Origin of the sequence: Curtobacterium sp. B18 (genome assembly GCF_000333375.1) — a bacterium.
Taxonomy (GTDB): domain Bacteria; phylum Actinomycetota; class Actinomycetes; order Actinomycetales; family Microbacteriaceae; genus Curtobacterium.
The window spans coordinates 1-24,698 of the sequence record NZ_BACZ01000771.1; the positions used below are offsets into that span (position 1 = coordinate 1).

A 24,698-nucleotide genomic window follows, 5' to 3' on the forward strand; every position below is an offset into this window, starting at 1 on the left:
GGTGTTCTTCCCGCTGCGGATGCTCGCCACCGGGTACACCGACCTGTTCCGCGGTCTGCCGCTCATCATCGTGCTGTACCTGGTCGGCTACGGGATCCCGGGGCTCGGGGTCTTCCCCCGCCTGCCCGCCGAGGTCTGGGGCACGATCGCGATCATCCTGACGTACTCGTCGTACATCGCCGAGGTGCTCCGCGCCGGCATGGAGGCCGTGCACCCGTCGCAGCGTCTCGCGGCCCGGTCGCTGGGGCTGTCGCACGCGAAGACCCTGCGCCTGGTCGTGCTCCCGCAGGCGATCCGCAAGGTCACCCCCGCGCTCATGAACGACTTCGTCTCGATGCAGAAGGACGTCGGCCTCGTGTCGATCCTCGGCGCCGTCGACGCCGTCCGGTCGGCACAGATCGCCCAGGCGGAGACCTACAACTTCACGCCGTACTTCGTCGCCGGTCTGCTGTTCGTGCTGATCAGCCTGCCGCTGATCCGCGTCACGGACGCGATCGCGCGCCGGCAGCAGCGCCGTGAGCAGATCGGAGGGACCGTGTGAGCGAGGTCAGCCAGGAGGCGCGGGTCGCGCCCGACACGTCGGCTCGCGTCCTCGAGCTGCGCGGGGTGCGCAAGTCCTTCGGTGAGCACGAGGTGCTGCGCGGGATCGACCTGGCGGTGCACCGCCACGAGGTCATCTGCGTCATCGGCGCGTCCGGCTCCGGCAAGTCGACCCTCCTCAAGACGGTCAACCTGCTCGAGGGCATCGACGACGGCGAGATCCTGCTGCAGGGCACGGACATCGCGGACCCGCGGATCGACGTCGACGCGACCCGGGCGCGGATCGGCGTCGTGTTCCAGCAGTTCAACCTGTTCCCGCACATGAGCGTGCTCGACAACGTGACGCTCGCCTCGCGACAGGTGCACGGCGTCGGCAAGGCCTCGGCCGAGGCGACCGCGCGGCGGCTGCTCGACCGGATCGGTCTCGCCGACTTCGCCGGGGCGTACCCGGACCGGCTCTCCGGCGGGCAGCAGCAGCGCGTCGCCATCGTCCGGGCGATCGCGTCCGACCCCGAGCTCCTGCTGCTCGACGAGGTCACGAGCGCCCTCGACCCGCAGCTCGTCGGCGAGGTGCTCGACCTCGTCACCGAGCTCAAGCGTCAGGGATCGACGATCCTGATGACCACGCACGAGATGCACTTCGCGCGGAACGTGGCGGACCGGATCGTGTTCCTGCACCGCGGCGAGGTCGTGGAGCAGGGCGCCCCCGCCGACGTCCTCGACGCGCCGCAGCACCCGGCCCTCGTCGCGTTCCTCGCCCGCGTCCACGCCTGACCGCGCCTAGGGCGTCAGCAGCACCTTCCCGACGACCTCGCCGTCGCGGACCCGGCGGTGGGCCTCGGCGGCCTGGTCGAGGGGCAGGACCGAGTCGACCACCGGACGCACCCGGCCGTCGGCGACGAACGGCCAGACGTCGCGCCGGACGGCCTCGACGATCGCGGCCTTCTCGTCGAGGGGGCGGGCACGGAGCGTCGTCGCGCTGATCGTCGCCCGCTTCCGCATCATCGCGCCGAGGTCGAGCTCGGCAGTGCTCCCGCTGCCCGAGGCGATCACGGCGACGTGCCCGTTCGGGGCGAGGACCTCGAGGTTCCGCGCCAGGTAGTCGGGTCCGACGACGTCGAGCACCACGTCGACCCCGCGGCCGTCGGTGAACGCGAGCGTGCGCGCGACGAAGTCCTCGGTGCGGTGGTCCACCACGAGGTCGGCGCCGAGCTCCCGTGACGCCCGGACCTTCCGCTCGCCGCCGGACGTGGCGACGACCCGAGCGCCGAGCGCCTTCGCCCAGAGCACCGCGTGCGACCCCATCCCGCCGGTGCCGCCGTGCACGAGCAGGGTCTGCCCCGGTCGGAGCCCGGCGAGCATGCCGACGTTCGAGTACACCGTGCACGCGGCCTCCGGCAGCCCGGCGGCCGCGATGAGGTCGACCCCGTCCGGGACCGGCAGCACCTGGGTGGCCGGGGCGACGACGAGCGACGCGTAGCCGCCGCCGGACAGCAGGGCGCAGACCCGGTCGCCGACGGCGAACCCGTCGACGCCGTCACCGAGCGCGCGGACCACGCCGGACACCTCGAGCCCGAGGACGTCGGAGGCACCGGGCGGCGGCGGGTAGTTGCCGGCGGCCTGCTGCAGGTCGGCGTTGTTCACGCCGGCGGCGGCGACCTCGATCAGGACCGCACCGGCGCCGGGGACCGGGTCCGGGACGTCGTGCAGGTCGAGGGTGCCGTGCTCGGAGGTGATCGCTCGCATGCACCCGACGGTACTCAGGGCCGGTGAGCCGTCCCCGTGGGCCCGTCCCTCCTGTGCGTCTCCCATGTAGCCTCGATGCGGATCCGCACCCCGTCCGGGGTCGCGGGCACGATCTCCGGGGGACCATCACCATGCGCACGAAACTCGTCTCGCTCACCACGGCCGTCATCGCCGTCGCACTCCTCACCGGCTGCTCGGCCGGCGGCTCGGGTTCGGGGTCCGACGCCACGACGGCCGCCGAGTCGACGCCGACCGCGACCCAGACCAAGGCCGAGGCATGCAAGCTGTTCACGACCGAGGTCACCGACGCCACCAAGGGCATGCAGTCGCAGCTCACCGAGCTGCAGAGCGACCCGCAGGCCGCGATGGCGAAGCTCGACGAGTTCGACGCCACGCTGAAGGAGAGCGCCGACAAGGTGACGAACACCGAGGTGAAGCCGAAGACCGATGCGTTCGCCGGCGCCTTCTCGGACTTCGTCGGCATGACGAAGGAGCTCGCCGCCTCGAAGGACCCGTCCGCGCTGTCGAGCTCCGGCTTCACCGAGGGCCTCCAGAAGCTGGAGACCACCGGCAAGGAGTTCCAGCAGGTCTGCCAGTCCTGACGCTGGCCGACACGCGCGCGCGACCCGCGCCTCCTGGACCGTCACGGACCGTCCTGGAGGCGCGGGTCGCGTCGTCTACGCAGCCGCCGGTCGCGACGCGTCCAGGCGGGCGACGTCCTCCGGACGGAGCTTGACCGTCGCGGCAGTCACCGAGTCGAGGATCGACTGCGGCCGCGAGGCGCCGGGGATCGGGACGACGACGTCGCTCTTCTGCAGCTCCCACGCCAGCGCGACGACCTGCGGGGTGACGCCGCGGTCGCGGGCGATGGTGGCGAAGTCCTCGTAGGCGGTGCCGAGGGTCGCGGCGTTCGCGATGCCGCCGAGGGGGCTCCACGGCAGGAACGCGATGCCGAGCTCGTCGCACAGCGCGAGTTCCGGTTCGCTCGAACGGAACTTCGGGGAGAACTGGTTCTGCACCGAGGCGAGCCGACCGCCGAGGACCTCGTTCGCCGTGCGGATCTGGTCGGGATCGGCGTTCGAGATGCCGGCCATCCGGATGACGCCCTCGTCGAGGAGCTCGGCGAGCGCGCCGATCGAGTCGGCGTACGGCACGGCCGGGTCGGGACGGTGGAACTGGTAGAGCCCGACCGCGTCGACTCCGAGGCGCTTCGCCGAGGCCTTCGCGGCCTCCTTGAGGTACTCGGGACGGCCGTCCTGGGCCCAGGCGCCGGGCTCCGGGCGGAGGTGTCCGCCCTTGGTGGCGATGAGGACGTCCGAGGTGTCGCCGTGGAAGCCGCGCACGGCCTTGGCGATGAGCTCCTCGTTGTGCCCCACCTCGTCGTGGGCGGCCAGGTGGTAGGCGTCGGCGGTGTCGATGAGCGTCACGCCCGCTTCGAGCGCCGCGTGGATCGTCGCGACCGCCTGCCGCTCGTCCGGACGCCCCTCGATGGACATGGGCATGCCGCCCAGTCCGATGGCACTGACCGACACGTCTCCGATGACTCGTTGCTTCATGCCCCCAGCATGCGCCGGAGGGGCGTGCACGCGCCCAGGTGCGTCAGGGGCCGGTCACACCGTCGGACGTCGCGCCCACGAGGGTGCGTGCTCGGGGAGCGGACCGAAGGCGATCCCCCGCGCGTAGAGCCCCCGCACCGGCGGCACGTACCGGGCGAGCAGGACGGGGAGCAGGGGCGGCCCGTCCCGGAGCGCACCCGCGAAGGCCCGGGCGAACACCACCCGGTGCAGCACCGCCTGCGCCGCCTGCACCACGACCGCCGGTGGGGTCCGGCGACGCTGCACGGCGGCGAGGGTGCCGTCGAGGGCTGCGCCGCGGAGTCCGCGCCCGAGCGCCGGGGCCAGGACCGCGGCCGTCGCGACGGCGTCCTGCACCGCCAGGTTGATGCCGACGCCGCCCGCGGGGGACATGGCGTGCGCGGCGTCGCCGATGCAGAGCAGCCCCGGACGCCACCACCGGGGGAGCCGGTCCATCCGGACGTCGAGCACGTGCACGTCGTCCATCGAGGCGATCGCGTCCACCCGGTCGGCGAAGTCCGGTCGGAGCCTGGCGACGCGTTCCCGGAAGGACGCCAGCCCCTCGGCGCGGAGCGCGGCGTCCGAGCCCTTCGGGGCGAAGTACGCGACCTGGTGGTGTTCCGGTCGGGGGAAGCTCAGCAGGACGTCCGTGCCGGAGAACGCCGGGACGAGCGCGGTGGCCTGGTCGCCGGGCTCGCGGGGGAGCCGGAACCACCACGTGTCGAACGGTACCGGGAACGACCGCGGGCGGAGACCGGTGGCGTCGCGGAGCACCGAGTCGCGGCCGTCCGCGGCGATCACCACGTCGGCGCGGAGCTCCTCGACGGGGCCGTCGGGATCGCGGTACGGGCGGAGGTGCACGCCCGTCACCACCCCGTTCTCCTCGATGGTGCCGGTCGCCGCGAGGCCCATCGAGATCCGGAACGACGGTTCCTCGCGCGCGGCGGTGACGAGCAGGTCGAGCAGGTCCCACTGCGGCACCATCGCCACGTGGTCGTACGGGGGTCGCAGGCGGGAGAAGTCGCCGAGCAGCAGCCGTGACCCGTCCGGCATCGGCAGGGAGAAGTCGTCGAGGCGCGACTGCGGCAGGCGCCGGAAGCGGGCACCGAGTCCGAGCTCGTCGAGCAGCCGGATCGTCGACGCGTGCACGGTGTCACCGCGGAAGTCCCGGTTGAAGTCGTCGTGCTTCTCGACGACCCGGACGGCGATGCCGGCGCGGGCGAGCAGCAAGCCGAGGACGACCCCGGCGGGGCCGCCGCCGACCACCGCGACCGTCGTCCGCGAGACCGTCACCATGCCGGGGACGCTACGCCGATCGGAGCGACGTGCGCCCTACGCGCTCGCGGAGACCGAGGACGAGGCCGACGGGCCGTCGGCGGCGTCCGCGAACACCACGCCGCCCCACGCGATCACGACGATCGCGAGCACGAACCCGATCGCGGCGATCCACCACGACGACCGCCGGCGGATCCACGCGCCGATCGACAGCACGAGCGTCGCGACGCCGACGACGAAGGCGCCACCGACCGCGATCGCCGCCCCGCCGAGGTAGCCGCCGGGTGTGCACCCGGACGTGGCGTCGCACGTGGCGGTCGCCGACACGACCGCGATGATCCCGACGACCGCGGTGACGATCGTCATCACCGCGCCGAACGCCAGGAGCAGCACGGTCGAGATCCGGTCGGCGAGCTTCGCGGGTGGGAAGAGCGTCGTGCCGCCCCGCTCCCAGGCGCCGCGCTGCGGGTCCCGGGGGTCGGGCGAGGACTGCGGCGGGCCGCCGGGGACGTTGGACCAGGTCATGGCTGCAGTCCTACCGCGCCTCGACGCCGAACGCCTGTGCGAGGCGCTGGATCTTCTGCGCGCGCCCGAGTCGGGGCAGGTCGGAGCCGTCACGGATGACGCGGCCCCGTGCCTCGAAGTCGTCGAGGAAGTCCTGCGCCCAGGCGACGTCGGTCGGCGTGGGGGAGATGACCTCGTTGATGACCGGCAGCTGCTCGGTGTCGAGGCACAGCTTGCCGGTCAGCCCGAGCGAGACCGCGACCTGGGACTGCTCGCGGAGGATCGGGTGCGACGACCCCACCGTCGGGCCGTCGATCGGTCCGGGCAGGTCACCGACGCGCGAGGCCACGACGAGCTTCGAGCGCGGGTACGCCATCGCGAGCGTGTCCGCGCTCGTCCCGGTGTCGCGTCGGTAGTCGCCCGAGCCGAACGCCAGGCGGAACGCGCCCTGTGCCTTCGCGATCGAGACCGACTCCTCGATGCCGAGCGCCGACTCCACCAGGGCGATCACCGGGGTCTGCCCGCCGAGCCGGTGCCACGTGTCGGTGACCTGCGCCGGGGACTCGGTCTTCGCGAGCATCACGCCCTGCAGCCCCGGCAGGCCCCGGAGCTCCTCGACGTCGTCGGCCCAGAAGTCCGTCGTCACGTCGTTGATCCGCACCCAGGCCTCGCCGCCGCCCGCGAGCCAGGACGCCACGGTGCCGCGGGCCTCCGGCTTCGCCGCCGGGTCCACCGCGTCCTCGATGTCGAGGATGATCTGGTCGGCACGGGACCGCTGGGCCTTCTCGAAGCGGTCGGCGGCGGTGCCGGCGACGAGGAGCCACGAGCGTGAGATCTCGGCGGGGACCGATCGACGCCGGTTCGGCGTGGGGGTGGGAGGGGCGGTGCGGTCGTCGATGGCCATGCCCCGTTGGTACCACACCGGCGCGCCCGGTCGCGCGTCGGCGGGGTCCGGAAAGTCCGAAACCTCGGGTCATTGCCAGAGTGCCAGCCCGCTTCCGCCTACAGTGTCGGATGTGTGGCGAGCGGACAGGGTGACCGACGGCGAGGACGACGTGAACGACGACGTCCCCGTCGAGGGCGCCGACGCGCCCGCGGACGGGCGGGACGGACAGCAGGGGGAGCAGGACCAGCGGGGGCAGCAGGAAGAGACCGCCGTGACGGACGAACCCGATCGCACCCTGCGCCCGGAACTCCAGCTGACGAGTCCGCAGGCGATCAGCCTGGGTGACCCGCGCCTCCAGGCCGGCAACGCCGCCGAGCCGGTGTGGGACGTCTGGCGCGGCCAGCTCGCCGGCGTCGGCGGCACGAGCCCCCTCACGCACTTCAGCGACCACCCGCGTGCCCGCATCGAGCTCTCGACGACGCACCCTGGTGGCCTCGCACAGTTCATCACCGGCAAGACGACGCTCCTGTCGAGCCTGATCCGCGACGAGGTGGCGCTCCGTGCTGCCCGCATCGCCGCCGGTCACGTCGAGGCCAAGGGCACCGAGCTGTCCACCGTGCGCGGCATCGACGCCGTCGAGCTCGGCATCGGCATGGCCGACTGGCAGCACGGCGACGAGCAGTTCCGCGGACCGGTCCTGCTGCGTCCGCTCGCGATCCGTCGGCACGGCCGCGACTTCGAGGTCCGCCTGCTCGGCGAGCCCGTCCTGAACCCCGGCCTCGCCGACGCCCTGCACGAGCAGTTCGGCGTCATCCTCGACGCCCAGTCCTTCGTGGCGTTGGCCCAGCAGGACGGCTCGTTCACGCCGAACCCCGTCATCGACCGGCTGCGCGGCCTCACCGCGCACATCCCGGGCTTCTCGGTGCACGCACGCCTCGTCGTGTCGACCTTCGCCGAGGTCGCGACCGGCATGGTCGAGGACACCGAGGACCTGTCGCACCCCGTGCTCGACGCCCTCGCCGGCAACCCCAGCGCCAAGTGGCAGGTCGAGCAGTCCTACCACCCGGTCGAGCAGACCCCGTCGGACGAGCGGAGCCCGGAGACCGACACGCTCCTGCTCGACGCCGACGACGAGCAGGAGAACGTGATCGCGCAGATCACGGCCGGCAACTCGATCGTCGTGAAGACCCTCCCCGGCACCGGTGGCACGCAGACGATCGTGAACGCGCTCGGCGGTCTCGTCGCGGCGAACAAGCGCGTGCTCGTGGTCAGCCCGCGCCGGGCGACCCTCCGCGGCATCGCGGCGCGCTTCGCCGAGGTCCAGCTCCCCGGTGTCGCGGTCACCCCCGGCACCCTCCGCCGTGACGTCGTCCGCGCGATCGCCCGCAACGAGAAGGCGTCTCGTCCGAACCTGCGCGAGGTCGACGACGCCCTGGTCCGGCTCCGCAAGGTGCTGAAGGACTACCGCGGTTCGCTGACCCGCGTCGACCCGGACTTCCGGGTCTCGGTGCTCGACTGCCTCGTCGAGCTCTCCCGCCTGTCGCTGCTGCCGGTCCCGCCGTCGACGACCGCGCGCCTGTCCGCGACGTCGGTGACGAGCATGGTCGAGGGACGCTCGCGCGTCGCCGAGACGATGGTCAGCGCGGCGAACCTCGGCGAGTTCCGCTACGGCCCCGACGACTCGCCCTGGTACGGCGCGAAGTTCTCCACCAGCGACGGTGCTCAGCGGGCACACCGGATCGCGAAGGACCTCGACGCCGACGCGCTGCCGACCCTGCTCCGCCGCGCCCACGACCTCGTCGCCACCACCCACATGCGGCAGTTCACGACGATCAACGAGCTCGGCATCTACCTGCGCCTGCTCACCGAGATCCGCGACACGCTCGACCGCTTCCTGCCCGTCGTCTTCGACCGCTCGGTCTCCGAGCTCGTCGCCGCCACGGCCCCCCGGGGCGAGGGCGCGCCGATGTCGTCGACGAACCGGCGCCGGCTGAAGAAGCTCGCCCGCGAGTACGTCCGCCCGGGTGTGCACGTGTCCGACCTGCACGAGGCGCTCACCCGCGTGCAGCAGCAGCGCGTCCTGTGGCAGCGGTACGTCGCCGCCGGGGTGAACCCCGAGGTGCCCACCGGCATCGCGGACGTCCAGGTGCTGTTCTCGAACGTGGTGGAGGACCTCGCGCGCCTCGACGAGCCGCTCGGCCGCACCGCCCGTGAGACCCAGCTGGCGAACGTGCCGATCGACGAGCTCGTCCCGACGATCGCCCGCCTCGCCGAGGAGTCCGACGTCCTGCACAACCTGCAGGAACGCACCGAGCTCATGCAGACCCTGCGCGACCTGCAGCTCGAGCCGCTCATCACGGACCTGGCGAACCGGCACGTGCCGGACACCCACGTGCCCGCCGAGCTCGAGCTCGCGTGGTGGCAGTCCGCCCTCGAGACGATGCTCGAGTCCGACCGGGCGCTGCTCGGTGCGAACACCGACATGCTCGACCGGGTCGAGGCCGACTTCCGGCTCGTGGACGACGCCCACGCGGCCGGGGTCTCCCAGGGCCTCGCGTGGCAGCTCGCCGAGAACTGGAAGGTCGGACTCGTCGACTGGCCGGACGAGGCCACCGCCCTGAAGACGCAGCTCAAGGAGGGCGCGATCACCTCGCGTCTGCTGCAGGACTCCGCGCCGCACCTGTCGCGGTCCATCGCGCCCGTCTGGCTCGCGAGCCCGTACGAGGTGTCGCAGATCGCCGACACGATGCCCTTCGACACGGTCATCCTCGTCGACGCCGGTGCCGTCACCATCGCCGAGACGGTCGGTGCGGTCCGTCGCGCCCGACAGACCGTCGTGTTCGGTGACCCGGTCACGCAGACCCCGTCGCCGTTCCGGATCGCCGTCGACCCGGCGCACCGTGCGCTGCAGGTCGACGAGGGCACGCTCGACGCCTTCCACGCCGACTCCGCGCTCGCCAAGCTCTCCACGCTCCTGCCGACGCTGTCGCTCACGCGCTCGTACCGGGCCGGCGGCGAGGACCTGGCCGAGCTCGTCAACCGTCGCTTCTACGGCGGTCGCATCGAGTCGCTCCCGTGGGCCGGCTCGTTCCTCGGGCACGGCTCGATCGCGCTCGACTACGTCAGCGACGGCAAGGCCGTGCCGGACCCGGAGTCCGGAGCGGTCGAGAGCGTCGACGCCGAGGTGGACCGTGTCGTCCGGCTCGTCATGGACCACGCCCGCACCCGTCCGACCGAGTCGCTCATGGTCATCACCGCGTCGGCGAAGCACGCGGTCCGCGTCGAGCAGGCGGTGCTCACCGCAGCCCAGGGGCACAAGGACCTCACCGAGTTCGTCATCGGCGACCGCGCGGAGCCGTTCATCGTCGCGACGCTCGAGCAGTCCGTCGCCCAGAGCCGCGACCGCGTGGTCTTCTCAGAAATGGTCGGGTCGCCCGCGCGCACCCGACCATTCCTGCTCACGAAGTGACCCGCGCGACGCACGACGCGCGCACGACGTGCCGCGGGCGGCCCTCAGGTGACGTCGACGACGGTCAGGCGACGCGTCGGGCGCGTCATGGCGACGTACACGGCAGCAGCCGCACGTGCCGCGTCCTGTCCGACCCGCTCCGGATCGACCAGCAGCACGCCGTCGAACTCGAGGCCCTTCGCATCGGCACCCGTGAGCACCGTGACGGACCCCGGCCGGGGCGACCCGAGCGACCGGACGTCCGCCGTGGTCCGGGCCAAGCGCTCCCGGACGGCGTCGACGTCGGCCTCGGGCACGATGACACCGGTCGTGCCGCTGCCGATCGCGGCTCGTTCGGCCTCGACGAGCGCGGCGACCGTGTCGAGCACCGCTGCCCGATCGGTCGTGATGCGCTGCACGGGGTCACCGTCGCGGACGGCTTCGGTCTTCGTGACCGTCAACCCCGCCGCGTCGGCGAACTCACCTGCGGCGAGCACGATCGACCGCGGGGTGCGGTAGTTCACGGTGAGCTCCTCGACGCGGTGCTCGATCGGCACCAGCGGCGCACGTCCCCGACGACGACGGGCGAGGGCGCCGACCACGTCGTCCCACGTGCGCGCGGCCCCGGGCGAGGACCCCTGCGCCATGTCGCCCACGATGGTGAACGACCGGAGCGGGTTCCGGCGGGCGAGCACGCGCCACTGCATCGGCGAGAGCTCCTGCGCCTCGTCGACGACGATGTGGCCGTAGGTCCACTCGCGGTCCTCGGCGGCGCGCTCGGCCGTGGAACGGGGGTCGCCGCCCTCGGCGAAGGACCCGGCGACCTGCTCGGCCGTGACGATGCCCTCGACCCCCATGTTCTCGATCGCCTGGCGGGCGTTCTCGATGTCGCGGTTGCGGCTCGCCTTGGCCGCACGCTTCGCGGCCCCGCCGGTGGGGTCGAACGGGCCGAGGAGCTCGGCGGCCTCGTCGAGGAGCGGGACGTCCTCGACCGTGAAGTCGGCACCGCGGTCGCGCAGCAGGAGTGCCCGGCGCTCCGGGGTCCAGTGCGGGGTGAGCGTGGCGAGCCAGTTCGGTCGGGCGTACAGGTCCTCGAGGAACTTCTCGGGCGGCAGCGGCAGCCACGCGGTGTTGAGCAGCACGCGGGCGTCGTACGACGAGCGGATGTCCTCGCGCAGGACCTTCTCGTCCGCCTCGTCGACGGTGGTCCCGCGCTCACGGAGCTGCTCGGCGAGCAGGCGTGTCATCGCGTCGAGGGCGATCTTGTTGAACGTGACGCGAGCGGCGTTGTGGGGCTTCCCGCGGTCCTGCGCGCGCTTCATGGCGTCGGCGACGAGCTCGGGCGGCACGACGAGCCGCTCCCCCTCGACGTCGAGCGTGACCGACTCGGTCGGGACGACCTGGCGGGACCGCACGGCACGACGGAGCAGCTGCGCCATCTCGGCCGAGCCCTTCACGGCGGCGACGTCGCGCTGGTCGTGCCGGGTGGCGTGCACGCCCGGGTAGAGCGAGCCGAGCGAGGCCATCACCACGCCGGTCTCGCCGAGGGACGGCAGCACCTGCTCGATGTAGGTGAGGAACGCCGGCGACGGGCCGACCATGAGCACGCCGGAGCCCCGGAGCCGCTCGCGGTAGGAGTAGAGCAGGTACGCGGCACGGTGCAGGGCGACAGCGGTCTTGCCGGTACCGGGGCCGCCCTGGACGATGAGCACGCCCTCGAGCGGCGACCGGATGATGCGGTCCTGCTCGCCCTGGATCGTCGCGACGATGTCGGTCATCCGGCCGGTGCGCTCCGCCGTGACCGCGGCGAGGAGCGCGCCCTCGCCCTGCAGGTGGGTGCGCTCGTCGTCGTAGAGGCTGGCATCGAAGACCTCGTCCTCGACGCCGATGACGCTGCGGCCGTCGAGCGTCAGGTGCCGACGGGCGCGCATGCCCATCGGGTGCGCCGCGGTCGCCTGGTAGAAGGCGCTCGCCCCGGGGACCCGCCAGTCGAGCAGGAGCGGACGGTGGTCACGGTCCCGCAGGCCCACGCGGCCGATGTAGCGGAAGGCGTCCTCGTCGCTGTCCGGTTCGGACACCTCGAGCCGACCGAACACCAGCCGGTCGCCGACGCGTTCGAGCGTCGCGACGGTGTCCTCGTAGAGCCGGGCGTACGCATCGCGCTCGCTGCGGCTCTGGTGGTTCCCGCCGACCGCCTGGCGGCGGGTTTCGGCGAGACGCTGCTCGGCCTCGGCGGTCAGCTCGTCGAGACGGCCGAAGAGGCCGTCCACGTAGCCGCGCTCGCGGTCGATCTCGGTCGGTTCGGACACACACAACCCTTCGGGACAGGGGAACCCAGTGTAGTCCCCCCATCCCGAAGTGAGACTTCCTACATCTCTTCGTGCGTGTCCGGGTCGCCGTCCCAGAGGCGTCCGCGCTCGAGGCCGGAGATCGCCGCCACCTCGTCGTCGGTCAGCGCGAAGCCGAAGACGTCGAGGTTCTCGCGCTGCCGGTCCGCGTCGCCGGACTTCGGCACCGGGACGGCACCGATCTGGACGTGCCAGCGGAGCACGACCTGGCCGGGTGCGACCCCGTGCGCGGCCGCGGCGTCGACGACGGGCTGCTCGCTGAGCAGTTCCGACCGCTTCGCCAGGGGGCTCCAGCTCTCGGTCACGATGCCGAGCTCCTGGTGCACCTTCCGCAGTTCCGCCTGGGGGAAGTACGGGTGCAGCTCGACCTGGTTCACGGCCGGCGCGACGCCCGTCGCGTCCACGATGCGGCGCAGGTGCTCCGGCGTGAAGTTCGAGACGCCGATCGAGCGCACCTTGCCGCTGTCGCGCAGGTCGACGAAGGCCTTCCAGGTGTCGACGAACTTGTCCACCGAGGGGTTCGGCCAGTGGATGAGGTACAGGTCGACGGAGTCGAGACCGAGGTTGCCCAGGGTCTCGTCGATGGACCGGTGCGCCTCGTCGTAGCCGTGGTGGCGCCCGGGGAGCTTCGAGGTCACGACGATGTCCTCGCGCGCGACGTCGGACTCGCGGACGGCCTTGCCGACGGCGTCCTCGTTGCCGTAGTTCAGCGCCGTGTCGAGCAGACGGTAGCCGCCCGCGAGCGCGGTGCCGACCGCCGCCGCGCCCTCGTCGCCGTTCAGGCCGTACGTGCCGAGGCCGAGCTCCGGGAAGCGGTGGCCGTCGTTCAGCTCGATGGTCGGGGCGCCGACCTGCATCAGCGGACCCCGAGCAGGTCGATGACGAAGATCAGGGTCTTGCCGGACAGGAAGTGGCCGCCGCCCGCGGGGCCGTAGGCGAGCTCCGGCGGGACGACGAGCTTGCGGCGCCCGCCGACCTTCATGCCGGGGATGCCCTCCTGCCAGCCGCGCACCAGGGCCGCGAGCGGGAAGTCGATCGGCTCGCCGCGGTTCCACGAGCTGTCGAACTCCTCGCCGGTCTCGTACTCGACGCCGGCGTAGTGCACCTTGACGGTCGACCCGGCGGAGGCCACGTCGCCGGAGCCCTCGACGATGTCGGTGACGACGAGCTCGGTGGGGGCGGGGCCCTCGGGGGCGTCGAACTCGGGCTTGCTGTTCAGGTCAGTCATGCCCGCCAGTCAACCAGAGGTGGACAACGGCAGGCGCACCGACCGTCCAGCCCCCAGAATGGTTCCACCGTGACATCATCCACACCGACCGACGCGCGCCGACGCCGTCTCCTCGCCGACCTCACCCCGCTCCGCCGCTCCCCCGCCTTCGCCCGGCTGTGGCTCGGGACCGCGATCGCCGGCATCGGCACGCAGATGACGACCGTCGCCGTCGGCCTCGAGGTCTACGACATCACCGGCTCGACCTTCGCGGTCGCCCTCGTCGGCGTGATCGCGCTGCTGCCGATGATCGTCGCCGGCCTCTACGGCGGGATGCTGGCGGATGCGTTCGACCGGCGCACGGTCGCCCTCGTGTCGGCGATCATCGCCTGGGCCGCGGTCGCCCTGATCGCCACGCACGCCTGGCTCGGGCTCCACAGCGTCGCCCTGCTGTACGTGCTCGCCACGGTGAACGCCGTCGCCGCGACCGTCAGCAACGCCTCGCGCTCGGCGATCGTGCCGCGCCTGGTCGGCACCGACCTGCTCCCCGCGGCGAGCGCCCTCGGTGGCATCGCCTCGGGCTTCCAGGTCACGGTGGGTCCCGCGGTCGCGGGCGTGCTCATCGCGGCCGTCGGCTTCGCCCCGACCTACACGATCGACGTCGTGCTGTTCACCTTCGCGTTCCTCGGGGTGTTCACCCTGCCGCGGATGGCCGCCGACCGCGACGCGCTCCGGCCGGGGCTCGGCTCGCTCGTCGAGGGTGCGCGGTTCCTCCGACGCTCCCGGAACATCACCATGACGTTCGTGCTCGACATCGTCGCGATGACGTTCGGGCAGCCGCGCGTGCTCTTCCCGGCGATCGGCGCGCTCGTGATCGGCGGCGGGTCGATCACGGTCGGCACCCTCACCGCCGCGTACGCGATCGGCGCCCTGCTCTCGAGCGTCTTCTCCGGTCCGCTCGGGCACGTCCGCCGCCAGGGCGAGGCGGTCGGCTGGGCGATCACCGCGTACGGCGGCGCGATCGCGGCGTTCGGCGTGGTCATCGCCTGCGCCCACGCGCTCGGCGGCCGCGAGGGCGACGCGTTCACCACCGCCATCCTGCCGGCACTCGGCCTCGCGGCGCTCTTCCTCGCGGCGGCCGGCGGCGCGGACAACGTCAGCTCGGTGTTCCGGAACACGATCCTGCAGGCGGCCTCGCCGGACGGCATGCGCGGGCGGCTGCAGGGCATCTTCATCGTCGTCGTGACGGGGGGCCCGCGGCTCGGCGACCTCTACGCGGGGCTCGTGGTGGCCGCCGGCATCGCGTACCCGCCGATCATCGGCGGCGTGCTCATCATCGGCCTGGTCGCGCTGCTCCTCCGTGCGGTGCCGTCCTTCCGCCGGTACGACGCCCGGCATCCGCACGCGAACTGACGCCGGGGCGGCCGCCGGACGCGACCACCCACCGGACGGGAGGCGCGGTGCGGGCCCGGCACGCGCCTCCCGGCCCGCAGGCGTCGGGTACCGTACAACGCATGCCGGACAGCGCATCCCGTGACCTCCAGCGGACGGGAGTCCGCGCCGTGGTCCGGCGCACCTACCACTCGGTGATCCGGCACCGCGTCGTCGACGCGGCGGCGTCGCTCACGTTCTTCGCGCTCCTCACGGTGTTCCCGACGACGCTGACCGTCGTGTCCGCGCTGTCGATCGTGGACCGGCAGGGGGACAGCCTCGAGGACATCATCGGCATCCTCGGGTTCATCCTGCGCCCCGAGACGGCCGCGCACCTCGAGGGTCCGCTCCGGCAGCTCCTCACCCTCGACAACCCGTGGCTCGGCTTCGCGATCGGGGTCGTCCTGACGCTGTGGTCGCTCTCCGGCTACGCGACCGCGTTCGGCCGGGCGATGAACACCGCGTACGAGGTCGAGGAGGGTCGGCGCATCTGGAAGTTCCGCAGCATGATGCTCCTCGTCACGCTCCTCGTGATGGCCGGCGGGGCGATCGCGATCGTGATCCTGCTCGGCACCCCGACGATCTCCGCCGCCGTCATCCGGTCGTTCGGCTGGGCGCCGTGGATCGACGACCTGTGGAACGTCGTGAAGTGGCCGATCCTCGCCGCCGACCTCGTGGTGATGGTGGCGGTGCTCTACTACGCCACGCCGAACGTGAAGACGCCGCAGCTGCGGTGGGTGTCCGCGGGCGCCGGGTTCGCGATCGTGACGTGGGCGCTGGCGACACTCGGGTTCTCGCTGTACGTCGAGACGGTCGGCGGCGGCAACAAGGCGTACGGCTGGCTCGGTGGCGCGATCCTGCTGCTGGTGTACCTGTACATCTCGAACTTCGTGCTCGTCGTCGGCGGGGAGCTCGACTCCGAGGTGATCCGGATGCGCCAGCTGCTCGCCGGCATCGAGGCCGACGAGTCGATCCGGCTGCCGCTGCGGGACGTCACGCGGAACTTCACGCTCGCCCGGTGGCGGGACGCCGACATCGCCGCCGCGCACCACGTCCGGACGATCGCCGCGCAGCGGGCCGCCGACGAGGACGCCGACCCGGCCGAGGCCGAGGCGGCGGCGCACCTGCGGGACATGGCCCGGCAGGTGCGGGTCGGCGAACCGCCGCTGCCGTAGACGCGCCGCGCGCGGCTCAGCGCTCCCGCGATTCCGCGTTCCCGCGCTCCCCCGCTCCTCAGCGCTCCCGCGCGGCCCGGTCGAGCATCTCCTCGGTGACCACCGGGATCGCCCCCGTCGCCAGCTCGATCCCGGAGAGCCGGGCCGGGCTGAGGACGCGCTGCACCTGGTCCTCCTCCATGAGCCCCGCCGCCGTGACGAGCGTCGAGATGGGCGTCGAGGTCGTCAGTGCCGTGTGCGCGATCGACGCCGCGGCCGCGTACCCGATGTACGGCGTGAGCGCGGTGACGACGCCGACGTTCGTGTCGACCTGCGCCGCGAGCTTGGCCTCGTTCGCCTCGATGCCGGTCACGCAGTTGATCCGGAGCGTCGCGCAGCCGCTCGCCATCCACTGCAGCGACTGCAGGATCGAGTGGGCGATGATCGGCTCGAAGGCGTTGAGCTGCAGCTGCCCACCCTCGGCCGCCATGGTGACGGTGGTGTCCGCGCCGACGACGGCGAACGCGATCTGGTTCACGACCTCGGGGATGACCGGGTTCACCTTGCCCGGCATGATCGACGACCCCGCCTGGCGCGCGGGCAGGGTGATCTCGCCGAGCCCGGCCTGCGGCCCCGAGGCGAGCAGCCGCAGGTCGTTGCAGATCTTCGAGAGCTTCGCGGCGCTCCGCTTCACGGTGCCGGACAGGGTCATGAAGGCGCCGGCGTCGCTCGTGGCCTCGATGAGGTCCGGTGCCGTCACGATGTCGAGCCCGGACGCGACCTGCAGCTGCCGGCGCACCTCGTCGCGGTACTGGGGGTCGGCCGTGATCCCGGTGCCGATCGCCGTCGCGCCGAGGTTCGTCTCGGCGAGCAGCGGCATGACCTTGGAGAGCAGGAGGACGTCCTCCTGGATGGTGTGCGCGAAGCCGGTGAACTCCTGCCCGAGGGTCATCGGCACCGCGTCCTGCAGCTGCGTGCGGCCGATCTTCAACACGTCGGCGAAGGCGTGCCCACGCTCGGCGAAGGCGTCGGACAGCAGGGACAGCTGCTCGGTGAGCCGCTGCACGCCCAGGATCATCGCGAGCTTGATGCTCGTCGGGTACGTGTCGTTCGTCGACTGGCTGCGGTTCACGTGGTCGATCGGGTGCAGGTACGCGTAGTCGCCCTTCTCACGCCCGAGGAGCTCGAGGGCCCGGTTCGCGAGCACCTCGTTCGTGTTCATGTTCGTCGAGGTACCGGCGCCGCCCTGCACGATGTCGACGACGAACTGGTCGCGCAGCGCACCGTCGCGGACCTCCTGCGCGGCACGGTCGATGGCGTCGGCACGCTCGGCGTCGAGCACCCCGATCGCCTTGTTCGCCCGGGCCGCCGCCTGCTTCACCGTCGCGAGGGCCTCGACGAGGTCCGGGTAGACCGCGATCGGGACCGAGGTGATGGGGAAGTTCTCGAGCGCGCGGAGGGTGTTGATGCCCCAGTACGCGTCCGCTGGGACGTCGCGCGACCCCAGGGAGTCGGTCTCGGTACGGGTCTGTGCTGCTTCGTTGCCGGTCACGCCCACGAGGGTAGCCCGTCCGGCCGGTCGGGGCCGGGCCCCGGGCCGGGCGGGCGCGTCGCGACGCGCGCCCGATCCAGGCGGCGCGGTGGACCCACGCGGAGACGGCCCGGAGGCGCGGTGCGGGCCGGCACCGCGCCTCCGGGCCGTCAGGGGGTCGCGCCCAGGGCGCGCACGCCGGTCAGCGCCGGATCGGTCAGTGGAACTGCGGGACGATGAGGTAGATGCCGTAGAGCACGGCCGCGCCGGAGACGACGAAGCAGGCGACGGACAGCGTCCGGAGCCAGCGCACGGCGGTCGTGACGTTCGACGGGTGCGGGAACCCGACCGTCGCCGGACCGATGGTGCCGTCGTCCTTCACCGTGAACTTGCCGGCGCGGGTGTCGGCCGCGCTCCAGAAGCGCAGGCCGATCGAGTAGACCGTGACCACGAAGCACGCGCCGACGAGCGAGACGATCGCGACCGTCAGGAACGCGAACCAGTCGATACCCATCAGCGACGTCCTCCCTTGCGACCGGCCATGCGGCGCAGGGTGCGCTCGCGGCTCAGCTCGGCTCGGCGCGCGGCGACGGTCTCGGCGCGCTTCTTCCGCTGCAGGTCACGCAGCTCCTTGCGGGTGAACACCGCGTTGGCGGCGACGTCCACCTCGATCGCGGCAGCCTGCTCGTGCGGCTTCCGGAGCGACCACAGGTACAGCCCGAGGATCACCGCCGCACCGACGACCGCGTCGATGACGAGCCCGCCGACGCCGAGGAGGGCGATCCCGGAGGCGACCGCACCGACGGCGGCAGCAGCCGGCAGGGTGATGAACCAGGCGATGACGATCTTGCCCGCGGTGGACCACTGGATCTTCGACCCGCGGCGGCCGAGGCCGGCACCGATGATCGAGCCGGAGGACACCTGCGTGGTGGAGAGCGCGAACCCGAGGTGGCTCGACGCGAGGATCGTCGCCGCCGTCGAGGCCTCGGCGGCGAAGCCCTGCGTCGCGCGGATCTCGGTGATGCCCGAGCCGAGCGTGCGGATGATGCGCCACCCGCCGGTGTACGTGCCGAGGGCGATCGCGAGCGCACAGGCGATCACGACCCAGAACTGCACGCCCTGCTCGGTCGACTGCGCTCCCGAGGCGATCAGCGTCAGCGTGATGACGCCCATCGTCTTCTGCGCGTCGTTCGTGCCGTGCGCGAGCGACACCATCGAGCTCGTGAAGACCTGGCCGATGCGGAAGCCGCCGCGCTCGTTCGGGAAGACCGGGCGACGGGTGATCCGGTACGCGATCCGGGTCGCGAGGAACGACACCAGCGCCGCGATCACCGGCGACAGGAACGCGGGGATGATCACCACCGTCAGCAGCGCCGCGTAGTTCACGGCGTCGAACCCGGCGCCGACGATCGCGGCACCGATGAGCCCGCCGAACAGCGCGTGCGAGGACGACGACGGCAGACCGCGCAGCCACGTGATCATGTTCCAGACGACCGCACCGATGAGGCCCGCGAAGATCATCTCGGGGGTGATCGCGACGCCACCCGGCCCCTCGTTGATGAGGCCGTGCGAGATCGACGTCGCCACCGCGGTGCTGAGGAACGCACCGACGAGGTTGAGCACCGCGGCGACCGTGACGGCCACCTTGGGCTTCATGGCGCCCGTTGCGATCGGTGTCGCCATCGCGTTGGCGGTGTCGTGAAAACCGTTTGTGAAGTCGAAGAAGAGGGCCAACGCGATGACCAGGACGACTATGAGTGTGATGTCCACCGCGGGCAAGTGTCCCAGGCGGGACGCCCCCTGGCAAACCCTGTCGTTCACCTGTCGTTCATCTCGCCTGCGGAGTCGTTCAGGATCGGAACCATTCCGATGGAAGAATGGACGCCATGGACACCGTCGAGCTCCTCATCCTGTTGGTCGGATCGCTCGCGGTGACCGGGTTCGCCCGGGCCAAGGGACTGCCGGCGCCCCTGCTCGTGACCGCCGTCGCCCTCGCGGCGTCGTTCCTGCCGGGGCTGCCGCCGATCGAGATCGACTCCGAGGTCATCCTGACGATCATCCTGCCGCCGCTGCTCTACTCGGCGGCACTCGACGTGTCGTGGCAGAGCTTCCGGCAGTCGATCAAGCAGATCCGCCGACTCGGCATCTTCCTCGTGATCATCACGGCGCTGGCCGTCGGGCTCGCGGCGTACATCATCATCCCCGACATGGACTGGCCGGCCGCGATCCTGCTCGGCGCGATCGTCGCCCCGCCGGACGCCGTGTCCGCCGCCGCGATCGGTCGGAAGCTCGGGCTCCCCCGCCGCGTCATGACGGTGCTGTCCGGCGAGAGCCTCATCAACGACGCCGCGTCCCTGACGCTCGTGCGGGTCTTCACCCTGATCGCGGCGGGCACCTCGCTGACGATCTGGCAGGACCTCGGGATCTTCGGCCTCGCGATCGGCGTCGGGCTGGCGGTCGGCATCGTCCTCGGCGTCGCGGTGCACTGGATCCGGATGCGGATCAACGACCCGGTGGTCGAGACGATCATGAGCATCCTGCTGCCGTTCGTCGCGTACATCCTCGCCGAGGACCTCTCCGGCTCCGGGGTCATCGCGGTGGTGACCGCCGGTCTCTACATCGGCTACAACTCGCCGAAGGAGGGCTACGCGACCCGACTGCAGGAGCGTCCGCTCTGGACGAGCATCGACGTCATCCTCGAGGGCTTCGTCTTCGCCCTCATCGGCCTCCAGCTCAACACCGTGGTGCAGGACCTCGTCGAGAGCGAACGGAGCCTCGGGCAGACCCTCACCGCCGCCGCGGTGGTGCTCGTCGTGGTGATCCTCGTGCGGCCGCTGTTCGTGTTCGAGTCCTACGTCCGCAACCGCTTCAACGGCAGGTGGTTCCGGCCCCTGCGCATCAAGCTGTCCCGCGGGCACCCGTCCCTGCGGTGGATGCGCGGTACGGCCGAACCGAAGCTGAACTGGCGCGAGCTGACCGTGATCTCGTGGACGGGCATGCGCGGCGTGGTGACCCTCGCCGCCGCCGTGTCGGTCGTGGCGAACCCCGTCGACATCAAGGCCCAGGACACCATCTTCATCATCGCGTTCATCGTGACGGTGGGGACCCTCCTGCTGCAGGGACTCACGCTGCCGTTCGTGATCCGGGCACTCAAGGTGCAGGACCCGGCCGAGGGCGAGGAGGACGTCCGCAGCGAGATGCGGTTGAACCAGCGCACGACCGAGGCGGCGATCGAGCTGCTCGAGAAGCGGCGTCCGGACTGGTCGGCGCAGTACGGGGCCGACGCCGTCGACTCCGTCGTGAACCGGTTGAAGGCGCGTCTCGAACGGCAGGTCGAGACCTTCCGTCAGGACGCGCTCGAGGAGGAGGACGAGGAGCGGAACGCCCCGATGCGACTGCGGGGCGCGCAGATCCAGGACATCCGGCGCGAGCTCCTCGACCGGCGGCGCGAGATCGTGCTCGAGGAACGCGAGAAGGGCAACCTCGACGAGGAGGTCATGCGCCGCGTGCTCGTGACCCTCGACGCCGAGGAGCTCGCGATGGACTCGGCGCAGGCGTCGCGCAGCCGGTCCTGACGGGTCGCGGCCGGCCGGGCGCGGGCCGCCGGGTGGGCGCAGGCCGCCAGGCAGGCGCGGGCCGCCGGCCGGCCGCAGGCCGGGCGCGGCCAGGGACCCGGGCGTATCCTGGCGGCCCGACCCAGAACAGGAGCGCATCGCCGAGTGAGCACGCCGCGGAACGACGTCCCCAGGAACAACGACCTCCCGGATCGTGACGGAGGGCCGCGGCAGTCCGCTGCTCCCAAGCCGCGCGCCACACGCCCGTCCACCCGCGGCGGGTCGAAGCCCCGACGCGGCGCCCCGGTCGCCGGCACCCGCCCTGCTCGCACCGGGCAGACCGGCGGAGGTCGTGTCCGACAGGCGCCGGTCCCCCAGCCGCAGCGCATCAGCCGCTACCGCCGCTGGTTCGGCACGCTGCACCCCTCGCTCCAGCTGATCGGCCTGCAGCTCTGGATGCCGCTGTTCTTCATCGTCGGCTTCTGCCTCTGCTACGTCTTCGCCTTCCACGCCCCGCACCCGCACGACGTGCCCGTGGCCCTCGTCGGCAGCGACCCGACCCTCGTCCAGGCGATGCAGAAGGCGCTCCCCGGTGAGTACCTCTTCCACACCTACGACTCCCTCGCCCAGGCGAAGCGGGACGTGCTCGCGGGCACCATGGCGGTGGCCTACGACCCGTCGACGAACGAGGTCTTCAAGGCGACGGCGCACCAGTTCCAGGTCGCCTCGCTCGTCCCCGTGACGCTCAGCACCGTCCTGACGGGCATCGGCGTCGCCGCCCCCACCGTGACCGAGCTCGCCCCGCTCCCCGCATGGGACGAGTACGGCACGGTCCCCATGTACGTCATGCTCGCCTGGTGCATCGGCGGCTACATGGTCGCGATGTTCATCGGCATCATGGGCGGCCCGCTCCGGCACCGCACCCGCATGGCGGTCATCGTGGTCGGCGGTCTGGTCATCTCGCTCATCACGAACACCCTCGCGGGACCGGTCGTCGGCGCGATCCACGGCCACTTCGTCCCGCTCGTCCTCATCGCGTGGGGCTGGATCGTCGCCATCGGCCTCGCGGTCAACGGCCTGAGCTACTTCGTCGGCCGGTTCATCGCCGCGCCGGCCATGATCTGCTTCGTCTTCCTGTCGATGCCGTCGTCCGGTGGCGCCTACCCGAAGTGGTTCATGCCGGAGCCGTTCGCGTGGCTCAACCACGTCGTCGTCGGCTCGAGCATGGTCGACATGATCAAGCACCAGATCTACGGCGTCGGGCCGTCGTACTCGCGCGGCCTCATCACGATGGCCTGCTACGCCGGGGCCGGACTCGTCCTCATGTACTTCGGCAAGAAGTGGTGGGAGCGCCGCCGCATCCGCGCCATCGTCACCGGTCGCACCACGATGTTCCAGGACGCCCAGAACGCGAACCGCGAGTTCCTCGGCAAGCAGCGCGACGCCGAGCTCGAGCGGCACGGGCTGACCTCGACGGAGACCGGGACGCTGAGCGTCCTCCGCGACGACGACTGGGAGGACGAGCGCGTCGGAGGCGACGTCTTCATGGGCGGCCGCGACGGGCTCGAGACCGAGACGACGCCCACGGGTCGCATCCCGGTGGTGCGGAGCGACCGGCCCGGTCCGGCGCAGCGTCCGGGAGGCGCCGGTACCGGCCCCCGCACCCGTCCCGTCCCACGGGCCGACAGCTCCAGGGCACCGGATCGCGTCGACGCACCGGGTCGCGTCGACGCACCGGGTCGCGTCGACGCACCGGGTCACGCCGTCGACGGCGCCGGTGAGCGTCCGCACGGGCGGCACGCGGACCGCTAGGTCCCGGGCGGCGGTCGCGTGCCCCGGGCGTGCGCACACTCCGACGCCACGCGAGTCGATGGACGCGTGGAACGTCGCACGATGCACGCGCACGGGGTACCTCGGCGGACCGATCCGCCACGGCCGGCGCGTATCCTGGGGGGATGAACCCGCGCATCGCCTGGCACCGCGTCCTCGTCACCGTCGTCGTCGTGTTCCTCGTGCTGACGGTCGGGTTCTACGCCGCGAGCGTCCTGCTCGCCCCCGCCGACGGCCGGAACGTCGCCGGGCTGTTCGTCGGCTGGGCGATGTTCGCGATGATCGGCGCGATCGTGTTCGGCATCATCGACTTCTTCGTGCGCCCGCTCGGTGGCCGGAGCGGTGACGCCGAGGTCATCGCCGCCGCCGAGGAAGCCCGCACCGGCAGCACCCGCACGCAGACCCGCTAGGCGCCCCGTTCGGCGTCCGACGGCGCGGCGACCCCGGTGCCGGTGTAGCCGGACACGGTGGCGTCGTCCTCGGCGAAGGTGAACCGCGCCCGCACCGTGCCCCCGCCGAGCACCCCCGGCAGCCAGTACTTCGCGTCGTCCCACATCGCGTCGTACGGCACGGCGTCGACCGGGATCCAGCGCGGTTCGAGTTCGTCGCTGCCCGACGGGCTGCCCTGCCAGCGGCGGCAGACGAAGACGTCCGAGACCTGGGACCAGGACGGACGGTACGGGAACCGGTAGTCCAACGTGCCCCGCGCCTCCAGGTCGGCTGCCTCGATCCCGAGGCCGACCTCCTCGGCGACCTCGCGCACCGCGGTCTCGACCGCGCTCTCGCCCGGCTCCCGCTTCCCGCCGGGGCCGACGAGCCGGCCCGTGCCGAGGCCGCGCCGCTTCTCGCCGAGGAGCACCTCGGGTCCGGCCGCGCCGTCGCGCACGAGGTAGACCACGACCACGGCGGGGTGCTGGGACTTGCTCGCATCGCGTGGAGTCACCCGTCCAGTGTGGCGGACGCCGCGGCGCTGGGGCGTCCGGGCGCTGCCGAGAAGTGGCGTACGCTTTTTCCATGGCAGGCGTGCTGCGGGGGCACCATGGCTGAGCCGGGCAGGACCGGGCGCAGCCTCGAAGTGCTGCGCGCCGAGGCGGCCGAGGAGATCTCGATGATCGTCGAGCACCGCAGCCGCCAGGGCGAGGACCCGTGGGAGTTCATGCCGACGCTGCCCACCGTCGACGAGCAGGTCGTGCTGATCCTCCGCGCGGACGCCGTCGAGCTCGACGCCGCGATCGGACAGCGCAGCGCCCAGTGGTCGATGCACCCCGCCTCCGGGCAGGGCACCCGGATGGGCGAGGAGTACCACCGCCTGCGTCGCATCGCGCTGCAGCACCCCGAGCTCACGCCGGCGGTGTGGAAGCTGATGGGCGCGCTGCCCGAGGCCGGCTGACCCGCTCGCCGTCGGGCTGCGGTTGGATGGTCCCATGACCGAAACCGTCCTCGCCGTCCTGAACCAGCCCTCCCGCGACGCCGCACCGCACGACCCCGCGGCGGACACGTTCACGTGGGCGAAGCCGCTCGAGGAGCACATCCAGGTGCAGGACCTCGGGATCATCCGCGGCGACGGGGTGTTCGAGACGATCACGGTCATCGACGGGCACCCGCAGGCGCTCGAGCCGCACCTCGCCCGGTTCACCCGTTCGGCAGCGATGCTCGACCTGCCCGCGCCG

Annotated in this window: 22 protein-coding genes and 1 pseudogene; 11 read left to right on the forward strand and 12 right to left on the reverse strand. The window is 72.1% G+C overall.

All coding sequences use genetic code 11. The annotated features are described in order from the left end of the window. Together I5E_RS20360 and I5E_RS20365 are read left to right on the forward strand one after the other, a co-directional pair. Window positions 1-541, forward strand: a 541-nt coding sequence (locus I5E_RS20360; RefSeq protein ID WP_031263315.1) for an amino acid ABC transporter permease, incomplete at its 5' end; no start/stop codon positions are given. Further along, on the forward strand, window positions 538-1,314 hold the full coding sequence (locus I5E_RS20365) for an amino acid ABC transporter ATP-binding protein (protein WP_022908603.1): 777 nt from the start codon (window positions 538-540) through the stop codon (window positions 1,312-1,314). The genes I5E_RS20360 and I5E_RS20365, both read left to right, overlap by 4 nt. A gap of 6 nt (window positions 1,315-1,320) precedes the next feature. On the opposite strand, the gene I5E_RS20370 is transcribed toward I5E_RS20365, so the two are convergent. Then, window positions 1,321-2,286 (reverse strand): NAD(P)H-quinone oxidoreductase, encoded by a 966-nt coding sequence (locus tag I5E_RS20370; RefSeq protein WP_022908604.1) that lies wholly within the window; start codon window positions 2,284-2,286, stop codon window positions 1,321-1,323. Between the two features lie 131 nt (window positions 2,287-2,417). Here I5E_RS20370 and I5E_RS20375 point away from each other — a divergent pair, with 131 nt between their 5' ends. Then, window positions 2,418-2,888, forward strand: coding sequence for a hypothetical protein (locus I5E_RS20375; RefSeq protein ID WP_022908605.1), 471 nt, complete (start codon window positions 2,418-2,420; stop codon window positions 2,886-2,888). A 75-nt stretch (window positions 2,889-2,963) separates the two neighbouring features. Here I5E_RS20375 and I5E_RS20380 read toward each other — a convergent pair whose 3' ends face one another. The 4 genes from I5E_RS20380 to I5E_RS20395 are packed head-to-tail and all read right to left on the reverse strand — an operon-like array spanning window position 2,964 to window position 6,543. Beyond that, the gene (locus tag I5E_RS20380; RefSeq protein ID WP_022908606.1) at window positions 2,964-3,842 is read right to left on the reverse strand and encodes an aldo/keto reductase; all 879 of its coding nucleotides are present in this window, start codon (window positions 3,840-3,842) and stop codon (window positions 2,964-2,966) included. Window positions 3,843-3,896: 54 nt separating this feature from the next. Next, window positions 3,897-5,156, reverse strand: a complete 1,260-nt coding sequence (locus tag I5E_RS20385) for an FAD-dependent oxidoreductase (RefSeq protein WP_022908607.1) — start codon at window positions 5,154-5,156, stop codon at window positions 3,897-3,899. Between the two features lie 36 nt (window positions 5,157-5,192). Beyond that, a complete protein-coding gene (locus I5E_RS20390; RefSeq protein WP_022908608.1) occupies window positions 5,193-5,660 on the reverse strand; it encodes a DUF6264 family protein in 468 nt (155 codons plus the stop codon). A gap of 10 nt (window positions 5,661-5,670) precedes the next feature. Further along, the gene (locus I5E_RS20395; RefSeq protein WP_022908609.1) at window positions 5,671-6,543 is read right to left on the reverse strand and encodes an HpcH/HpaI aldolase/citrate lyase family protein; all 873 of its coding nucleotides are present in this window, start codon (window positions 6,541-6,543) and stop codon (window positions 5,671-5,673) included. Window positions 6,544-6,673: 130 nt separating this feature from the next. Here I5E_RS20395 and I5E_RS20400 point away from each other — a divergent pair, with 130 nt between their 5' ends. Next, window positions 6,674-9,994, forward strand: coding sequence for an ATPase AAA (locus I5E_RS20400; RefSeq protein ID WP_022908610.1), 3,321 nt, complete (start codon window positions 6,674-6,676; stop codon window positions 9,992-9,994). A 44-nt stretch (window positions 9,995-10,038) separates the two neighbouring features. On the opposite strand, the gene I5E_RS20405 is transcribed toward I5E_RS20400, so the two are convergent. From I5E_RS20405 to I5E_RS20415, 3 genes are read right to left on the reverse strand one after another with little or no spacing between them, the layout of a single operon-like run. After that, window positions 10,039-12,282: a HelD family protein gene (locus I5E_RS20405; RefSeq protein ID WP_022908611.1), complete on the reverse strand. Its 2,244-nt coding sequence runs from the start codon at window positions 12,280-12,282 to the stop codon at window positions 10,039-10,041. 59 nt (window positions 12,283-12,341) lie between these two features. Then, window positions 12,342-13,178, reverse strand: coding sequence for an aldo/keto reductase (locus I5E_RS20410; RefSeq protein WP_022908612.1), 837 nt, complete (start codon window positions 13,176-13,178; stop codon window positions 12,342-12,344). After that, entirely contained in the window at window positions 13,178-13,549 is a 372-nt protein-coding gene (locus I5E_RS20415; protein WP_022908613.1) for an FKBP-type peptidyl-prolyl cis-trans isomerase, read from the reverse strand. Before I5E_RS20415 ends, I5E_RS20410 begins: the two co-directional genes overlap by 1 nt. 69 nt (window positions 13,550-13,618) lie before the next feature. Here I5E_RS20415 and I5E_RS20420 point away from each other — a divergent pair, with 69 nt between their 5' ends. After that, window positions 13,619-14,941, forward strand: a complete 1,323-nt coding sequence (locus I5E_RS20420; RefSeq protein WP_022908614.1) for an MFS transporter — start codon at window positions 13,619-13,621, stop codon at window positions 14,939-14,941. 101 nt (window positions 14,942-15,042) lie between these two features. After that, window positions 15,043-16,134, forward strand: coding sequence for a YihY/virulence factor BrkB family protein (locus I5E_RS22340; protein ID WP_022908615.1), 1,092 nt, complete (start codon window positions 15,043-15,045; stop codon window positions 16,132-16,134). 58 nt (window positions 16,135-16,192) lie between these two features. Here I5E_RS22340 and I5E_RS20430 read toward each other — a convergent pair whose 3' ends face one another. From I5E_RS20430 to I5E_RS20440, 3 genes are all read right to left on the reverse strand, one after another. After that, window positions 16,193-17,665, reverse strand: a complete 1,473-nt coding sequence (locus I5E_RS20430; protein WP_042724125.1) for an aspartate ammonia-lyase — start codon at window positions 17,663-17,665, stop codon at window positions 16,193-16,195. Window positions 17,666-17,861: 196 nt separating this feature from the next. Beyond that, window positions 17,862-18,158 (reverse strand): hypothetical protein, encoded by a 297-nt coding sequence (locus tag I5E_RS23060; RefSeq protein ID WP_022908617.1) that lies wholly within the window; start codon window positions 18,156-18,158, stop codon window positions 17,862-17,864. Then, window positions 18,158-19,414, reverse strand: coding sequence for an inorganic phosphate transporter (locus I5E_RS20440; protein WP_042724127.1), 1,257 nt, complete (start codon window positions 19,412-19,414; stop codon window positions 18,158-18,160). The genes I5E_RS23060 and I5E_RS20440 overlap by 1 nt, the downstream gene beginning before the upstream one ends. Before the next feature lie 116 nt (window positions 19,415-19,530). On the opposite strand from I5E_RS20440, the gene I5E_RS20445 reads away from it, so the two are divergent. The 3 genes from I5E_RS20445 (at window position 19,531) to I5E_RS20455 (ending at window position 23,438) form a co-directional block, all read left to right on the forward strand. Beyond that, window positions 19,531-21,219, forward strand: a complete 1,689-nt coding sequence (locus I5E_RS20445; protein ID WP_022908619.1) for a cation:proton antiporter — start codon at window positions 19,531-19,533, stop codon at window positions 21,217-21,219. Window positions 21,220-21,363: 144 nt separating this feature from the next. Continuing rightward, complete coding sequence (locus I5E_RS23065; protein ID WP_022908620.1) at window positions 21,364-23,010, forward strand: ABC transporter permease; 1,647 nt, start codon at window positions 21,364-21,366, stop codon at window positions 23,008-23,010. Window positions 23,011-23,153: 143 nt separating this feature from the next. Then, the gene (locus tag I5E_RS20455) at window positions 23,154-23,438 is read left to right on the forward strand and encodes a hypothetical protein (protein ID WP_022905776.1); all 285 of its coding nucleotides are present in this window, start codon (window positions 23,154-23,156) and stop codon (window positions 23,436-23,438) included. Here I5E_RS20455 and I5E_RS25865 read toward each other — a convergent pair. Continuing rightward, window positions 23,435-23,971: an 8-oxo-dGTP diphosphatase gene (locus tag I5E_RS25865; protein WP_042724121.1), complete on the reverse strand. Its 537-nt coding sequence runs from the start codon at window positions 23,969-23,971 to the stop codon at window positions 23,435-23,437. The genes I5E_RS20455 and I5E_RS25865 overlap by 4 nt on opposite strands. A 96-nt stretch (window positions 23,972-24,067) precedes the next feature. Between I5E_RS25865 and I5E_RS20465 the strand changes: the two genes are divergently transcribed. Next, on the forward strand, window positions 24,068-24,418 hold the full coding sequence (locus tag I5E_RS20465) for a hypothetical protein (protein ID WP_022908622.1): 351 nt from the start codon (window positions 24,068-24,070) through the stop codon (window positions 24,416-24,418). A 34-nt stretch (window positions 24,419-24,452) separates the two neighbouring features. Beyond that, a pseudogene (locus tag I5E_RS26135) lies at window positions 24,453-24,698 on the forward strand (aminodeoxychorismate lyase); the annotation flags it as partial.

Coding starts and splice junctions, on each gene's coding strand:
- I5E_RS20370 (WP_022908604.1), bottom strand. CDS start 2,286: ATGCGAGCGATCACCTCCGAGCACGGCACCCTCGACCTGCACGACGTC.
- I5E_RS20375 (WP_022908605.1), top strand. CDS start 2,418: ATGCGCACGAAACTCGTCTCGCTCACCACGGCCGTCATCGCCGTCGCA.
- I5E_RS20380 (WP_022908606.1), bottom strand. CDS start 3,842: ATGAAGCAACGAGTCATCGGAGACGTGTCGGTCAGTGCCATCGGACTG.
- I5E_RS20385 (WP_022908607.1), bottom strand. CDS start 5,156: ATGGTGACGGTCTCGCGGACGACGGTCGCGGTGGTCGGCGGCGGCCCC.
- I5E_RS20390 (WP_022908608.1), bottom strand. CDS start 5,660: ATGACCTGGTCCAACGTCCCCGGCGGCCCGCCGCAGTCCTCGCCCGAC.
- I5E_RS20395 (WP_022908609.1), bottom strand. CDS start 6,543: ATGGCCATCGACGACCGCACCGCCCCTCCCACCCCCACGCCGAACCGG.
- I5E_RS20410 (WP_022908612.1), bottom strand. CDS start 13,178: ATGCAGGTCGGCGCCCCGACCATCGAGCTGAACGACGGCCACCGCTTC.
- I5E_RS20415 (WP_022908613.1), bottom strand. CDS start 13,549: ATGACTGACCTGAACAGCAAGCCCGAGTTCGACGCCCCCGAGGGCCCC.
- I5E_RS22340 (WP_022908615.1), top strand. CDS start 15,043: ATGCCGGACAGCGCATCCCGTGACCTCCAGCGGACGGGAGTCCGCGCC.
- I5E_RS23060 (WP_022908617.1), bottom strand. CDS start 18,158: ATGGGTATCGACTGGTTCGCGTTCCTGACGGTCGCGATCGTCTCGCTC.
- I5E_RS20445 (WP_022908619.1), top strand. CDS start 19,531: ATGGACACCGTCGAGCTCCTCATCCTGTTGGTCGGATCGCTCGCGGTG.
- I5E_RS20455 (WP_022905776.1), top strand. CDS start 23,154: ATGAACCCGCGCATCGCCTGGCACCGCGTCCTCGTCACCGTCGTCGTC.
- I5E_RS20465 (WP_022908622.1), top strand. CDS start 24,068: ATGGCTGAGCCGGGCAGGACCGGGCGCAGCCTCGAAGTGCTGCGCGCC.